Source organism: Robiginitalea rubriflava (assembly GCF_052540725.1).
The window spans coordinates 1530279-1545688 of sequence record NZ_CP199309.1 but is presented as its reverse complement, the minus strand read 5'-3'; the positions used below and the strand labels follow the sequence as shown (position 1 = coordinate 1545688).

Sequence of the window (15410 nt, the reverse complement as noted above, 5' to 3'; positions counted from 1 at the left end):
TAACCCTTGAAACAAGGAATGTGCCAACTTTAATAAGTAGCTGGTTATGATATATTTAAATAGTTCGAGAATCTCTCGATTTTACATTTAAAACTGTGAAAAAACCATTAAAATACGCCGTTTTGGGCGGAGGCAGCTGGGCCACTGCTATTGTAAAGATGCTTTGTGAGAACCTTTCGGAGGTGATCTGGTATATGCGAAGTTCTGAGGCGATAGATTACATTAAAACCGAAAAACACAATCCAAATTACCTGAGTTCGGTAGAGTTCGACCTCGGCAAACTCAGGCTAACCGACCAGATAGACGAAGCCGTTTCGGGAGCAGACATTCTGATTTTTGCCATTCCTTCTGCTTTCCTGGAATCGGAATTAGCAAAATTGACAGCTTCCCTTGAAGGTAAAATCATTATCTCAGCTATCAAAGGGATTGTGCCCGGAAGCGGGCGTATTGTGGGGGAACACTTTCATGAAAAATACAATATCCCGTACAAGAATATTGGGGTTATCACCGGGCCCTGCCATGCGGAAGAGGTGGCACTGGAAAGGCTGTCCTACCTTACTATAGCCTGCCTGGACAAAGCCAAAGCCAAAAAAGTAGCGGAGGCCCTGAGCAGCTCTTATATCAAAACAAAAGTTTCCAAAGATATTATCGGGACGGAATATGCAGCCATGTTAAAAAACATATATGCCCTGGCCGCAGGAATCGCCCACGGACTGGGATACGGAGATAATTTTCAGGCTGTACTGATGAGTAACGCCATCCGGGAAATGAAGAAGTATACCAAACGGCTCTACAACATTGACCGGAACATAAACCAGTCTGCCTATTTGGGAGATCTTCTGGTAACAGGCTATTCCACCTTCAGCCGCAACCGGATGTTTGGCAATATGATCGGCAAGGGTTATACCGTAAAAAGCGCCATGATGGAAATGAGCATGGTTGCCGAAGGGTATTATGCCGTAAAAAGTGCGTACAAAATAAAGGAAGCTTTCGAAAAGAAGGTTAAAACACCCATTATTGATGCGGTATACGAAATCTTATATGAACAAAAAAGTGCTCGCAAAACATTTAAGGCCCTTGCCGATGAGCTCAGCTAGCCCCGCATCATCCTGAAGTTTCAGGCCCGTTCCAGCTCAAATGAGGAATGCCTTTTAATTTCAGATTCAAGCGTTTGCTCCCAGCTATCAATGCTGTCTTTATCTGCCTTCAGCAGCGTTCTCATTTCCCGGACCACCCTGTCTTTAAATTCACGGACACTTTCCAGGTCAAAATACAACCTCCCCGTCCTCCTGATAAAGAAATCCATAGGGTTCTGTATCATTTCATATTCCAGGGCAAAATGCAACTCTGCTTTCAGCAATCGCCACCGCTTATCTTTATCTTTGAAAGCGCCATATCGCCTTAGGATATCCTCTGTTTGTTTCCCGTAAGTTGTCACCAAAAACCAGGCATCCTGAGGGCTGAAACCTTCCTTGGCAAGCCTTTTCGATACCTCTTCAATATACTTTTCAACATGCTTGTATTTTTTGAAATCACTTCCACAAAGTGGTATGGTATCGGTGCTGCACCCTTTGAGCTTCTTGCCCGAGGCTTCCTCCATCCGCTGCCCGATACGGTTAACCACCCTCTCGGCCATTTTGCGATAACCCGTTAACTTCCCCCCGGCTATGCTGATAAGCCCGCTGTCTGAAGTGAATATTTCATCTTTCCGCGAAAGCTCTGAGGCAGATTTGCCCTCTTCATGTATCAGCGGTCTCAACCCGGCCCAGGAAGATTGAATGTCCGAAAGTTCCAGCTCAATGGAAGGGAACATATTGTTTACTGCGGAAATTAGATAAATGGCATCGGCCAGGTCCGTAGTCACATGGTCCTTGTCTTCATTGTAGTTGGTATCGGTAGTGCCCACATAGGTAACCTTCCCCCTGGGGATGGCAAAAATCATCCGGCCATCCGGCACGTCAAAATATACTGAGTGCTTTACGGGCAACTTCTTATAGGGAAAAACCAAATGCACCCCCTTGGTAAGATGCAACCGCTTTCCTTTCTTGCTGTTGTTCAGACTTCGTAATTCGTCTACCCAGGGGCCTGCGGCACTAATTACATTGTTGGCACTGACTTCAAACTCAGTGTCGCCAATTCGGTCTTTCACAACAACTCCCGAAACGATTCCTTCCTCATTGTAAGTAAACTGTGATACCTCGGCATAATTAAGGGCAGTGGCTCCATAAAACAAACTCGTCTTAATATTTTCAATGGTAAGCCGTGCATCATCTGTGCGGTATTCTGCATAGTAACCAGCCCCTTTCAGGATTTTCTTCGGAAGCAGCGGTTCCAGCTTCAGGGCTTCCTTTTTCTCCAGCATCTGCCTTTTGTCATCACCACTTACCTGTGCTAATATATCATAGACCTTCAGGCCTATGGATGTTAACCATTTCCCGTATGAGCCTCCTTCAATCAGGGGCAGTACCATCTTCTCGGGAAGGACTAAATGTGGTGCCAGTTTATGAACAATTGCCCGTTCGGAACCAACCTCCTTTACCAACCAAAAGTCAAATTGCTTCAGGTATCTCAGGCCTCCATGAATGAGTTTGGTAGATTTACTACTGGTTCCGGATGCGAAATCCCCTTTCTCAAGCAATGCTACTTTCAGTCCCCTGGATGCAGCATCCAGGGCAATTCCACCTCCTGTAATGCCCCCGCCTATAACCAGGAGGTCAAATGTTTCAGTTTTTAATTTTGATATATCGGCTGCCCGGTTATGGGCGGAAAAAGTAACAGGTTCTTTCATATTCTATGGAATTAACCAAAAATAACCCTTAAAATCTGCTATTCAAAAGGCCTGGTATTATCTTATCTTTAAGTGAGGAGCTGGTAGAAAGGTTCGTTCACATCCGTTTGAAGTCGTATTCCCTTTCAACCTTACAAATGCGCAAGCTGTAATGGGAATACCAGGTTTTCCTGCCAAGCTCCCTGGCCAGAACATGCTCCGGATGCGCTTTCCATGAAGCGATTGCATCCAGGGACTCCCAATAGCTAACGGTAATCCCTATTTCTTCCCTGGCATGGTCTACCCCGAGAAAACCGGGTTGCCGGCTGGCCAGTTCCATCATTCGTTCAGCCATAGCCGAATAGCCGTGGTCCCCGGCTGTTCGCTTAGTTGTAAAAATTACGGCGTAGTATGAAGGTTGGGGGTTCATTTCAAATACTCTTTTTCAATGAAATAGCTGACAATTGCTTCTTTCATCAAAACAGCTTGTTCCCCTGCCCGCAAAGCGGGAAGCGCCTCTACCAGTTTGTAGTGTGGCCAGCCATCTTCATCAAAATGCTCAAAGGAATAATATCCATACGGTTCCAGCAACCTGCAAATCGCTATATGCATCAGGTTCAGCTTTTCATCCTTCTTGAACTTTCGCTGAAATTGGCCGAGTTCCTGTAGTCCTACCAGGTAAATAATTGCGTCCAGGTCCAGGGGGGCGCCTTCAGCAAACTGCCGGGATAATTTATCCTGAAGTAATTCCCATCGTTCCTTTAACAACTCGTCTCTGGCCATTAATCTGAAGATTTACAGGTCCTTTAAATGATCCGTAAAGGTACAAATCAATCCCTTATATTTGATAAAAACAAGCTGATGGGAATCCTTGATATCGTACTTGCCCTTTTGCTCGCCTACGGGCTTTACAAAGGCTTGCGAAATGGTTTATTTATTGAAATAGCCTCTTTGGTGGCGCTCATTGCGGGTTTGTTCGGGGCGATACATTTCTCATATCTGGCTGCAGATTATCTTTCACAGCGCGTCAATTGGGAATTTCGCTATATCAAGATAACTGCCTTTATTATCACCTTTGTGCTTATTGTTTTTGCCGTTCATTTCCTTGGAAAACTACTCACCAAGATTGCCGATATTACCATGTTGGGTTTGCTCAATAAAATAGCCGGCGGGATTTTCGGGCTGGTCAAAGTAGCTGTAATTCTTGGGGCTCTTTTAATATTTTTTGAAAGGGCTAACCAATCCCTGCGCGTAGTCAGGTCGGAGACCATCGAAAACTCGGTGCTCTACCCTCCCATAAAGGAAGTGGGGGCCTTTGTTTTTTCTTATGTGCTGGAACCCGACAAAACATCGGATTCCACGGACTGAAAACATCAGAATTTCCATCAATAGTATTCTGATTTCCTACATTTTATAAGTAACTCTCGATCGATTAAGTATCCGGTTTTACCGATTTCCGAGAGATGCTGCATTTCATCGAATAAACTGGTCCAAAAATCGGGATATCGGCCTAAATTCCTTTATATTAGAGGCCTGATTATTTTCTACAAATATTCAGCCTCCAATCTTTCCCCATTTAACCGCTTATATAGAGAGAACACTATATGAAAAAGAGAATGCGCTTTGCATTCACAGCGGTTTTTATGTGCCTCCTGTTTTCCTGTTCAAAAGAAACGGTTAATCAGGAAGACATTCCCGTTGCCGTGAATATGGTAGCGGTCGAAAACGACTTACTGCAGCTGGTCAACCAGCACCGCAATACCCTGGGGTACCCAGGCCTTTCTTTTAGCGCAGTGGCCTATGATTATGCCAACGCCCACACAGACTACATGATTTCCACCGGTACCCTGAGCCACCATAATTTCAGCGCCAGAGCTTCGCAAATTACGTCTGAGGTGAACGCCAGGGCTGTGGCCGAAAACGTTGCAAAGGATTACTCCTCTGCAGAAAAGGCCCTGGAAGGCTGGCTCGGCAGTGAAGCCCATCGCAAAACCATGGAAGGTGATTTTTCGCATACTGCGGTTAGCGTGAAGCAGGATGCAAACGGCAATCTTTACTTTACCCAATTATTTTACCTGCAGTAAGGGTCCGACCCCCTGCTGTCTTTTCAACTATCCCCGCTGCCTTGCCCGGGTAAAAACAGCTGCTTTTTCTTATCTTTAATACTGAAAAGTCTGCTGATTAATCCTTCAAATAATAAATATGAAAATTGCCCCTCCCTTTAACCTGCATGCGTGGATAGAGAAAAACCGTGACTTATTAAAACCTCCGGTAGGGAATAAAAACCTCTATAAAGAGGCCGGGGATTATATCGTAATGGTAGTGGCCGGGCCTAATGCCCGCAAGGATTATCACTACAATGAAACTGAGGAACTCTTCTATCAGCTGGAAGGGACTATAGAAGTACACATTCAGGAAGACGGTCAGAAGCGCAGTTTCGAACTGGGCCCAGGCGATATGTACCTGCACCCTGCGCGTGTTCCCCATTCCCCGGTCAGACATAAAGGTTCTATCGGGCTGGTAGTTGAACGCAAGCGAAAAGACCTCAGTGTCAAAGACGGGCTATTATGGTATTGCGATAATTGTAATCACAAGCTGTACGAAGCCTATTTTGAACTGGAGGATATCGAAAAGGATTTCCTCTCACATTTTGAGCATTTCTACAATTCAGAAACCCTGAGGACCTGTGAGCAGTGCGGGACCGTAATGGAGGCAGACCCCAGGTTTACAGCACAACAAAAGAACTGATAATGGGGGGTGTACTTTTAAGTATCCTTATTATAATTATTGCCCTGGAACACCTTTACTTTCTGTGGTTGGAAATGTTTGCCTGGACTACCCGGGGTAAAAAAGTATTCCGGCAGTTTCCGGAGCACCTTTTTGAACCTACCCGAAAGTTAGCTGCAAATCAGGGGCTGTATAATGGTTTCCTGGCAGCCGGGCTTATCTGGACCCTGTTTATCGAGCACCCGGAATGGAAATTATACGTGGGGCTATTTTTTACCCTATGTGTAAGTGTGGCCGGTATTTATGGCGCTATTACGGCTTCCCGGAAAATATTTTATGTGCAGGGCCTTCCCGCCCTGCTGGCCGCCGGGCTCATAATTTACCAGCTCTTCGGCTGATTAAGTTTCTCTTTTATCAAGGCTTTAAAGGTTTAAGAATTCGTAATTTTGCAGAAAATCTAACAATAGAAACGCAAAAAGTTATAAAATGGCAGATGTCGCGATTGATTTTGGTATAGAGCAGGCTTTGGAACAGCTGGGCATAAAGGAAATAAACCCGGGAACCTCTACAGGCCTGGAAAACTTTGGTAACGGACCGGCAATCCCTTCGTACTCTCCTGTAGATGGGGCACTTATTGCGAAGGTCACCACCACTACCCCTGAAGATTATGAAAGGGTTGCCAGCAAAGCCCAGGAGGCATATAAAGTCTGGAGAAATATGCCAGCCCCGCAGCGGGGAGAGGTCGTCCGGCGGTTTGGGCTGAAGCTTCGCGAATTAAAAGAGCCGCTCGGAAAGCTGGTTTCATACGAAATGGGGAAATCGTATCAGGAAGGGCTCGGAGAGGTACAGGAAATGATCGATATCTGCGATTTTGCCGTAGGGCTTTCCCGGCAGTTGCACGGGCTTACCATGCACTCGGAACGTCCCGGCCATCGCATGTATGAACAATACCACCCATTGGGCATTGTCGGAATTATTTCAGCCTTTAACTTCCCGGTAGCTGTTTGGAGCTGGAATACCGCCCTGGCCTGGGTTTGCGGGGATGTCTGTATCTGGAAGCCTTCCGAAAAGACGCCCCTTTGCGGTATTGCCTGCCAGCATATTGCTGCCGAGGTATTTAAAAATAATGGTTTGCCAGAGGGGATTTCCTGCCTGATCAATGGTGATTACCGGGTAGGAGAAATGATGACGGCAGATAAACGCGTTCCGCTGGTCTCTGCCACCGGCTCTATCCGCATGGGGAAAATTGTTGCCCAGGCCGTTGCCGCCCGATTGGGCAGATCACTGCTGGAACTCGGGGGTAACAATGCAATAATCGTAACCCCGGACGCAGATATAAAGATGACTGTTATCGGAGCCGTTTTCGGAGCAGTGGGAACTTGCGGGCAACGCTGTACTTCAACAAGAAGGCTGATCATCCACGAATCGGTATACGACAAGGTCAGGGATGCCATCGTGGCGGCCTATGGACAATTGAGGATAGGAAACCCTCTGGACGAAAACAACCATGTAGGCCCGCTTATTGACAAAGATGCGGTTGAGGCCTACCAGAATGCGCTTTCCAGAGTAGTGGAAGAAGGAGGGAAACTAATCGTCCCCGGAGGCGTGTTAGCCAGAGAAGGTTATGAAAGTGGCTGCTATGTTAAGCCTGCCATTGCCGAGGCTGAAAACCATTTCAAAATTGTTCAGCAGGAAACTTTTGCGCCGGTCCTTTATCTTCTCAAATATTCCGGGGGGGTCGAAAACGCCATTGCCATACAAAACGGAGTGGATCAGGGACTCTCCTCGGCCATTATGACCAATAACCTGCGGGAAGCCGAAGCATTTCTGTCTGCCTCTGGCAGCGATTGCGGTATTGCAAACGTCAACATTGGAACCTCAGGAGCAGAAATCGGGGGTGCCTTTGGAGGAGAAAAAGAAACCGGAGGGGGACGCGAATCCGGTTCGGATGCCTGGAAGATCTACATGAGAAGGCAAACCAACACCATAAATTATACCACCGAATTGCCCCTGGCACAGGGAATCAAATTTGATCTCTGATCGGAAAGACAAGCAGGGTAAATACACAAAAGCTCCGGCGCGTTTGCCCCGGAGCTTTTCTTTGTGTAACCACCTTTAAAAGAGCAGCAAGGGGAAAGAAAAATCCGCCAATACAGCTTAGTAGGTATCTGACGGATTTTAACTAACCAAACTAACTCAAAAGAATAGTTCAAACCTTTTTCAATGCCGGATCTTAGTCGGGAGAATCTAGGTTTTTTTTCTACTTAAATTTAATTTTTCTTTCCACACAAAATTAAAAAGTTGTACAACTGGCATGTATGATTGTATAATTGGAATAGATTGAATTGAAAAACAGCACTTAAAGCCTCCGGAGTTACTATTCAGCACTTTAAAAACTTCTCAAAATCAAGCCTTTTGTAGTGGTTTTTTAATACCTTGTAAGGTACCCTGCGTCTATGGTTCTTTTAATTTGCCTTCCCCGGAATTTACCTGGTTTTATTTGCTAACAGAGGTCCGGTACAGTCTGCAAAAAGTACCCGCCTCCCAAAATCAAAAAAAATGGATCTTTCAAATCTTCCCCTGGCTTACTGGCTTTTATTGATCCTTGCAGTCCTTTTTGGTTGTATACTGGGTTATTTTTTTGGTCGAAAAACCAAAGCATCCCCACTGAAAGGTCAATTACAATCGCTTGAACAAGCCAATTCCGCTTTGCAAAAAGAACTGGAAAATTGCATGGACAGCCGTCGTGCCTTGGAAATTTCCGGGATGCCCCAACAACTTCCCTTCGATCCTGTATCAGCACGAAAAGCCATGGGCAGGAAAGTGACCCAGGACGACCTTAAGATTATTGAAGGAATAGGCCCCAAGATTGAAGGGCTGTTCCATAATTATGACATCAAGACCTGGCAGGCATTATCCGGGCTTACGGTCTCAAAATGCCAGGAAGTACTGGATTCCGGAGGTGATCGTTTCAGGGTACACGATCCTGCATCCTGGCCCATGCAGGCTAAGATGGCAGCCGAAGGAAAATGGAAAGAACTCTCCCGCTGGCAAGAGGAACACCTTCACGGTAAACTCTAAATAAAAACAGAGGAAAAATTTAAAGCTGCCCGTTAGCCTGTACCCAGCCGAATTTAAAAGAATCGGCAGGAACCGGCATCCTTTGAGCTACCCGCTCCAATCTTGCCGGAAGCTTTAACAAGTAATCCCTGGCTTTTTCAGCCTCTTCGGACAGCCCCCTTAGTGCATCAATGTTCCAATGAGCACTTACTTTTCTTAAAATATCTACATAGTCATCTGCAGTGTAAACCCCCAGTCTTTGGGCGCATATCGAAAACCGTTCAAATGCTGCTCCAGCCTCTTCCCCGGCTTCTCTCAAAAAATGCGCAGGCATAACGATTTTCTTCTTCATCATTTCTGCGAAAGCCAGTAACATGCCATTGGGGTCGTAATCCATAATCACTCTTACAAATTCGCGATAAGCCAGATGGTGCCGCATCTCATCCCCGGCAATGGTAGTACACATCTTCCCCAAAAGTTTATTGCCGGCTTTCCTCGCCATGGTCCCTACTCTTTTATGTGAAATGTAGGTGGCCAGTTCCTGAAAAGTAGTATAAATAAAATTTTTGTAGGGATCCCGGTCGGTACCGATGTCAAAACCATCGGCAATCAGGTACTGTGTAGACATCTCTACCTGCCGCATATTCACCCGTCCTGATAAATACAGATAGGTGTTCAGCAAATCCCCATGACGGTTTTCCTCTGCTGTCCAGGCCCTTACCCAACGAGACCAGCCGTTTGCTCCCTCTCCGTGCTGATTGATCCCTTCCACATCCATCAACCAGGACTCATAGGTAGGCAAGGCCTCTTCGGTAATGGTATCGGCAACAAGGGTAACCCAAAAATCATAACTCAATTCTTTGGCTGCCCCTTGTATTTCCCGAACCTCATCAAGAAAACCCTCTTGCCTTGAGTCGGGTAAAAAATCTGAAGGCTGCCAAATAGTTTCTGCAGGAACCAGAAATTCATCCATAAAGCCTTGTAACCGTGGCTCAACTTCCTGCATTACTTCCAACCGCATATTATCCATGAATGTATTTTTTATAAAGATCGCCTATATTCCACTGAAAGCCCAAGGTTTAAGGCATATTTAACCATTTCGCCCCTTTTCCCGGGGGTAATAGGTGTAAACCGGCCTGCTTTGCCAGAATTGCTTGCTTTCCGCATCCATCATACTCAAAGGGCCCTTAAAGGCCGCTCCAGTATCGATATTCCAGACATTTGCAGCACGGGTCGGGACTTGCTTTCCTATGCGTGTAACGGGGGTGTGCCCTATAAATATTTCGCTGTATTGCTTCAGGCGTTGCGGATAGCGCTCATCTTCCGGCAAAAGATTGGGATTCAGGGATACAGCAGTTTCCCATAAAGTCCTGTCCCAATAAAAGGTTTTTGAAAAATATTCCTGCTCCACCCCCCTGTGACTTGTAAATCCGGCATGCAGGTAAAGCCGATGGTCCTTGTCCAGATAATAATCTTCCAGGCTTTCCAGAAAGGAAATATGCTCCTGGCGGGTCTGCCCGTTAACCCCCTTGTAAGACTGCTGGGTAGCCAGCCCCCCAGATTGCAACCATAAAGGGTTATCCATCCCGTCTCTGAGCCATTGCAGGCAGAGGTCATCGTGGTTTCCCCTTAAAAAAAGGCACCTGTTCTCCTTCTTAAATCCGAGCAGGAAGTCAATGGTTTCTGCAGCCTCACTCCAACCGTCTACATAATCGCCCAGGAAAATAAAGAAATTCTTGTTGGTGGAATCAACAGCCCCAAGCACTTCTTTCAGTGCCCGCAAACCTCCATGAATGTCTCCCACTACCAATTTCCGCATGTTCCAAAATTCGGAATTATCGGCATGAGAAAAAAACGCAGATACCTTCTTCCATTAAAAGTTGGTTGCCAATCACAATAATTAGCCCAGCCTGTCTGATCTGTAAGTCAAGATGGCAATACCGAGATATCTTCATAATTTCTGGCCTGTATGTACATTTCTGTTTACTTTTCAACTGCAATTACTTAATCCAGCCTTATAGAACCCTTATATTTATCTTAAGTATTGCCCAAGCAACCGAAAGATTATTAAACAGGTTAAGATGAAGAATATTTACTGTATCGGAGAACTGCTCATAGACTTTGTTGCTGAAAATCAGGGAAGCGACCTCTCCAGGGCAAAGGAGTTCACCAAAAAAGCAGGAGGGGCTCCGGCAAATGTAGCCTGTGCAATTGCAAAATTGGGGGGCTCCAGTCTGTTTGTAGGCTGTGTGGGAGCAGATCCTTTCGGTCAGTTTCTGGAAGATACGCTTAAAAAGGCCAGGGTAGATATTCGCCACTTACAGCGAACCGAAACTTTTACTACCCTGGCTTTTGTGTCGCTGGCTGAGGATGGCGAAAGGGATTTCGTCTTTAGCAGGGGAGCAGACCGGGAATTGAAATACACAACTGAGATCAAAAAAGGATTCAAAGGCAATATGGTGCACCTGGGTGCAGCAACCTCCCTGTTAGGTGGCCCGCTGGAATCTGCATATGGCCATTTCTTCTTTGACGCATTAACGGAAGGAGCCTTTATCAGTTTTGACCCCAACTTTCGCCTGGACCTCTGGAAGAATAAGCAGGAGAGCTTTATAAAAAAATGTATCCCCTATGTCGAGAAATCCAAGCTCTGTAAATTCAGCCTGGAAGAGGCCATTTTGTTGAGTGGAGAAACGGATATGGAAGCCGCATGTAAAAAGCTTCATGAGATGGGCACAGAGGTGATTGTCGTTACACTGGGAGGTGAGGGGACCTTTCTCAGTACGGGTAACCGGCAAAAGGTTATTCCCAGTATTGCAGTAAATCCGGTAGACACCACCGGGGCAGGAGATGCTTTTATCGGATGCCTGTTGCAACAGATCGCGCAACAGGAACAACCTATGCAACTGGAAAGGGAATTTGATTTATTGGCTGAGATGGTTTACAAAGCAAACATTGCAGGCGCGCTCACCACCACACAATACGGTGCAATTGAATCCCTGCCGGATCAGGAACAAATAAACCAGGCCTTCGAATGAATCAGACTGCCATACACAAATTGTTGGGAGGCAAAAGGCTTGAGAACCCAAAAAAGGAAGACCTTTTACCGCTTTTCGAAAAAAGGCTTGCCGCCAACCTCAGCCTGATACAGGATCTTTTTTTCTCTCTTTATCCGAATCAGACCTACGGAATGGCTTTTGAGGAATTGCTGGCCTTAATGACAAAATTGTTTGAAAGGCGCCCGGAAGACCTCAAATTCCAGGATTTACAGCGCCTTGGGGAAGGAAATTGGTATCAAAGGGGGCAATGGATTGGGATGCAGTTGTATGTAGACCGGTTCTGCGGGGATTTAAAAGGCCTTGAGGAAAAATTACCCTACCTGGAAAAGTTAGGGATAAACTTCCTGCACCTGATGCCACTGACCAAAAGGCCCAAAGGACAAAATGACGGAGGGTATGCCGTAAACAGCTATACCGAAATAGACCCTGTATTCGGTACGGATGCAGACCTGACCCGTCTCACCAAAAAGTTCAGGGAAAAGGGCATTTGCCTGATGCTGGATTTTGTCGTTAACCATACTTCCGATGAATACCCCTGGGCCCTCAGTGCCAAAAACGGCAACCCGGAGTTTCAGCAATACTACTATACCTATACAGACCGAACTATTCCGGATTTGTTTGAAGCGAGCCTGCCCGAAGTTTTCCCGGAAACCTCCCCCAGGAATTTTACCTACGATGAGGATATGCAGCGCTGGGTAATGACCGTTTTTAACCACTATCAGTGGGATTTAAATTACACCAACCCAAAGGTGTTTATGGCTATGCTCGAAAACCTGGTGGAGCTATCCAACAGAGGGGTGGATGTTATCAGGTTTGATGCCCTTGCCTTTCTCTGGAAACGCATTGGGACCGATTCCCAGAACCTCCCTGAGGCACATCGGCTCATATCCCTGTTTCGCATGTGTTTACAGGTTGTTGCCCCGGGGGCGGTTATCCTTGCGGAAGCCATTGTATCTCCCCGGCAAATCGTACGGTATTTCGGGGAAGGGATCTACCAGGGCAATGAATGTGAGTTAGCCTATAATGCCACCTATATGGCCTGCCTTTGGGACTCCATTGCCACCAAAAAAACAAAGCTACTTTACCGCAGCCTTGAAACCATCCCGGCCAAGCCTAAAATGTGTACCTGGGTTAATTATGTCCGCTGCCATGATGATATCGGTCTGGGATTTGATGATCGTAATATTGCCGAACTGGGATGGAACCCAGGCGACCACCGCCGCTTCCTGCTGGATTATTATTGCCAGCGGCTGGAATGGTCCCCGGCCAAAGGAGCGGTGTTTATGTATAACCCACTTACAGGCGATGGGCGGATTACCGGTAGCACTGCCTCCCTCCTGGGCCTTGAAAAAGCTTTGGAACAAAAAGACAGTAAGGGTATTGATGAGGCCCTTGACAAGATAATCTTGCTCTATGGCAGCATCCTGGCTTTCCCGGGAATCCCCCTGGTATATGCCGGAGACGAAATTGCAATGCTTAATGATTACTCCTACCTGACAGACCCGGCCAAAGCAGAAGACAGCCGCTGGGTTAACCGGCCCGTACATAATTGGGAAGCTGTGTCCAATCTTCGGAAGAGAAGCTTGCCTTCCTCCAGGGTATTCCAGAAGTTAAAAAAGCTCATAGCCCTTAGAAAGAAAATTGACGTACTCAACGATACCGGCAACCTCCGGCTTTTAGATCCCGGGAACGAGCACCTGCTGGTTTTTGAACGACACTCAGAGGGAGGGGCAGGACTACTGCTGGTGGGGAATTTTGATGAAAATCCTCAGGTCCTGAATGCTTCCTGGCTGGAAAGCCTGGGTTATCTCAATAAAAAGGGAAATAATAACCTGGTAAATGGTAAAACCCTGGATTTGAAGAGCGGATTGCTGGAGGTTGCCCCTTACGATTTACTGTGGCTTTTAAAGGTTTAGCTATAGCGAACCTTTCTCAAGACCCTAAGGGCTTCTTTAAGGGAATTATAAGCGGGAAGACTGCTCTTTTTAAGCCACTTGCGGCTTAATTGCATCAGCTCCCCGGCTTCCTCAAAACCATTGAGGTAACAGATGAGAAGCGTAGCCGGAAATTGCAGTAAATCTGCCGATTCCCTGCCGCTCAGACTACTGGATTGCTGTAATTTTTTAAGGAGCGCTTTATTGGCATTGAGGATATGGTGCAGCGTTTTTTTATCGTATTGAGGAGGTTCAAAAACAAGCTGACCGTGGATCTGATAGGTCCCGTTTTCTGCAAATTGTATGGAAACTTCTTCCAGCGGATAGTATTTCTTCTGATCCCCCAGCCCTAGATAAACGTACTCCGTGATGGCATAGGAATCTTCATTGTAACTGATGGAAACCTCATCCAGGGTCGAGTAAAATAGTTTAACCTGTTCGTTAATCAATTCTATATCCACCCGTGAGTAATAGTAATGGTCCTGAACTTTTTTACGATGGCCTGCCCAGCAAACCACAAACTGTTCCTTAAAGACCTTGTAATCTGTGTAAAGGTCTTTGTGTCGGTAATTGATAAAATCGATAACCCCATCCAGGGTAAGCTCAATACTATTGCGCGCATGCCGTTCAATTTCTGAGACTGTCTTTGAATTGAGGTCTTTCAGTTCAAGGTCAAAGTTTTTGGGCATGCTGATGCTGCCTTCCCTGAAGAATACCGCCCCCCCGTAGTATTTCCAAATGTTCTTCCTGAGGGAACAAATCTTCGCTGCAGAGGAGATCGTCACCAGGCCAACAACCTTGCCCTCCGGCAAATGCGGAAACAAGACATTTTCATATGAAATGATAGGCGGGTTTTCCAGATAGGCATTCACCAGGTTCTGGATCTTGCTGTCATCAAAAAAATCCACTCCGATGATTTCATTGTCTTCATCTTCCACCCCGATTACGATGTACGACCGATTGTAAGGATTGCTATTGGCAAGGGCGCATACGTGTTTCAGGAATTTTGCCTTCCCTTCCCTCTGACCGATGTCGATAAAGCGTTTTTTGTCGTAAAAGCTGTTCTCGTCGTTGTGGGCGAGCAGGTTTTTTATGAGCAAACGCTTATTAATCATAGCTCCTTTCGAACAATGGTGCTGCTGGCCTGTGCTGTAGGCATTACAACCAGGTCTGCAATATTTACATGTGGCGGCCGGCTAATGGCAAAATAGATAATTTCGGCTATATCCTCCGGTTTCAGGGGCTGATACCCCTGGTAAACCTTTACTGCTTTGTCTCGATCGCCTTTAAAACGCACATCGCTGAACTCTGTTTCAACCAGCCCCGGGTTTATGGCGCCAACCCGGATCCCGTGTTCGTTCAGGTCTATCCGAAGCCCCTGATTGATGGCATCTACAGCATACTTGCTGGCGCAGTAAACATTTCCTCTGGGATATACCTCTTTCCCTGCAGTAGAACCAATATTGATGATCTGCCCTTTTTTGTTTTCGATAAAAATCGGGAGGACTGCCCTTGTAACATACAGCAAGCCCTTTACGTTAATGTCGATCATGGCGTCCCAGTCGTCCGGGTTCCCGGATTGTATCGGATCGAGCCCGTGTGCATTGCCTGCGTTATTTACCAATACTTCAATATTGCGAAAGGCCTCGGGAAGGGAAGCTACAGCATCGGCTACGGCTTCCCTGTTGCGAACATCAAACAGCAAGGGGAAGACCGGGGTCTTTAATTCCTCCTCTAATTGTTTCAGGCGTTCTTTACGGCGCCCGCATGCGATAATCTGATAACCCTTTTGAGACAACAAAATGGCGGTGGCCCTGCCAATTCCGCTGGTGGCTCCGGTTATAAATGCAGTTTTTTTCATGGGTA

16 protein-coding genes are annotated in these 15410 nt (G+C 46.4%); 9 read left to right on the top strand and 7 right to left on the bottom strand.

Translation table 11 applies throughout. The annotated features are described in order from the left end of the window. Positions 1-95 precede the first annotated feature (95 nt). Positions 96-1097, top strand: coding sequence for an NAD(P)H-dependent glycerol-3-phosphate dehydrogenase (locus ACT6NU_RS07085; RefSeq protein ID WP_445383766.1), 1002 nt, complete (start codon positions 96-98; stop codon positions 1095-1097). 20 nt (positions 1098-1117) lie between these two features. On the opposite strand, the gene ACT6NU_RS07080 is transcribed toward ACT6NU_RS07085, so the two are convergent. From ACT6NU_RS07080 to ACT6NU_RS07070, 3 genes are all read right to left on the bottom strand, one after another. After that, complete coding sequence (locus ACT6NU_RS07080; protein ID WP_445383765.1) at positions 1118-2788, bottom strand: glycerol-3-phosphate dehydrogenase/oxidase; 1671 nt, start codon at positions 2786-2788, stop codon at positions 1118-1120. Between the two features lie 97 nt (positions 2789-2885). Then, complete coding sequence (locus tag ACT6NU_RS07075) at positions 2886-3197, bottom strand: antibiotic biosynthesis monooxygenase family protein (RefSeq protein ID WP_445383764.1); 312 nt, start codon at positions 3195-3197, stop codon at positions 2886-2888. Further along, entirely contained in the window at positions 3194-3550 is a 357-nt protein-coding gene (locus tag ACT6NU_RS07070) for a hypothetical protein (RefSeq protein ID WP_445383763.1), read from the bottom strand. The genes ACT6NU_RS07075 and ACT6NU_RS07070 overlap by 4 nt, the downstream gene beginning before the upstream one ends. A gap of 78 nt (positions 3551-3628) precedes the next feature. Here ACT6NU_RS07070 and ACT6NU_RS07065 point away from each other — a divergent pair, with 78 nt between their 5' ends. The 6 genes from ACT6NU_RS07065 (at position 3629) to ACT6NU_RS07040 (ending at position 8575) form a co-directional block, all read left to right on the top strand. Next, a complete protein-coding gene (locus tag ACT6NU_RS07065; RefSeq protein WP_445383762.1) occupies positions 3629-4135 on the top strand; it encodes a CvpA family protein in 507 nt (168 codons plus the stop codon). 236 nt (positions 4136-4371) lie between these two features. Continuing rightward, positions 4372-4851, top strand: a complete 480-nt coding sequence (locus ACT6NU_RS07060) for a CAP domain-containing protein (protein ID WP_445383761.1) — start codon at positions 4372-4374, stop codon at positions 4849-4851. A gap of 118 nt (positions 4852-4969) precedes the next feature. Next, complete coding sequence (locus tag ACT6NU_RS07055) at positions 4970-5515, top strand: 3-hydroxyanthranilate 3,4-dioxygenase (protein WP_445383760.1); 546 nt, start codon at positions 4970-4972, stop codon at positions 5513-5515. 2 nt (positions 5516-5517) lie between these two features. Then, positions 5518-5892: a DUF1304 domain-containing protein gene (locus ACT6NU_RS07050; RefSeq protein WP_445383759.1), complete on the top strand. Its 375-nt coding sequence runs from the start codon at positions 5518-5520 to the stop codon at positions 5890-5892. Positions 5893-5980: 88 nt separating this feature from the next. Continuing rightward, complete coding sequence (gene amaB, locus ACT6NU_RS07045) at positions 5981-7534, top strand: L-piperidine-6-carboxylate dehydrogenase (protein WP_445383758.1); 1554 nt, start codon at positions 5981-5983, stop codon at positions 7532-7534. Positions 7535-8053: 519 nt separating this feature from the next. Then, the gene (locus ACT6NU_RS07040) at positions 8054-8575 is read left to right on the top strand and encodes a hypothetical protein (protein WP_445383757.1); all 522 of its coding nucleotides are present in this window, start codon (positions 8054-8056) and stop codon (positions 8573-8575) included. A 19-nt stretch (positions 8576-8594) separates the two neighbouring features. Here the strand turns inward: ACT6NU_RS07040 and ACT6NU_RS07035 are convergent, their stop codons facing one another. Beyond that, positions 8595-9584: an acyl-ACP desaturase gene (locus ACT6NU_RS07035; protein WP_445383756.1), complete on the bottom strand. Its 990-nt coding sequence runs from the start codon at positions 9582-9584 to the stop codon at positions 8595-8597. Between the two features lie 60 nt (positions 9585-9644). After that, on the bottom strand, positions 9645-10373 hold the full coding sequence (locus ACT6NU_RS07030; RefSeq protein ID WP_445383755.1) for a metallophosphoesterase: 729 nt from the start codon (positions 10371-10373) through the stop codon (positions 9645-9647). Positions 10374-10635: 262 nt separating this feature from the next. Here ACT6NU_RS07030 and ACT6NU_RS07025 point away from each other — a divergent pair, with 262 nt between their 5' ends. Together ACT6NU_RS07025 and ACT6NU_RS07020 are read left to right on the top strand one after the other, a co-directional pair. Continuing rightward, a complete protein-coding gene (locus tag ACT6NU_RS07025) occupies positions 10636-11589 on the top strand; it encodes a carbohydrate kinase family protein (protein WP_445383754.1) in 954 nt (317 codons plus the stop codon). Next, positions 11586-13526: an alpha-amylase family protein gene (locus tag ACT6NU_RS07020; RefSeq protein WP_445383753.1), complete on the top strand. Its 1941-nt coding sequence runs from the start codon at positions 11586-11588 to the stop codon at positions 13524-13526. The genes ACT6NU_RS07025 and ACT6NU_RS07020 overlap by 4 nt, the downstream gene beginning before the upstream one ends. Here ACT6NU_RS07020 and ACT6NU_RS07015 read toward each other — a convergent pair. After that, positions 13523-14659, bottom strand: coding sequence for an ATP-binding protein (locus ACT6NU_RS07015; protein ID WP_445383752.1), 1137 nt, complete (start codon positions 14657-14659; stop codon positions 13523-13525). The two genes, ACT6NU_RS07020 and ACT6NU_RS07015, sit on opposite strands and share 4 nt — an antisense overlap. Continuing rightward, on the bottom strand, positions 14656-15405 hold the full coding sequence (locus ACT6NU_RS07010; RefSeq protein WP_445383751.1) for an SDR family NAD(P)-dependent oxidoreductase: 750 nt from the start codon (positions 15403-15405) through the stop codon (positions 14656-14658). Before ACT6NU_RS07010 ends, ACT6NU_RS07015 begins: the two co-directional genes overlap by 4 nt. Positions 15406-15410 lie beyond the last annotated feature (5 nt).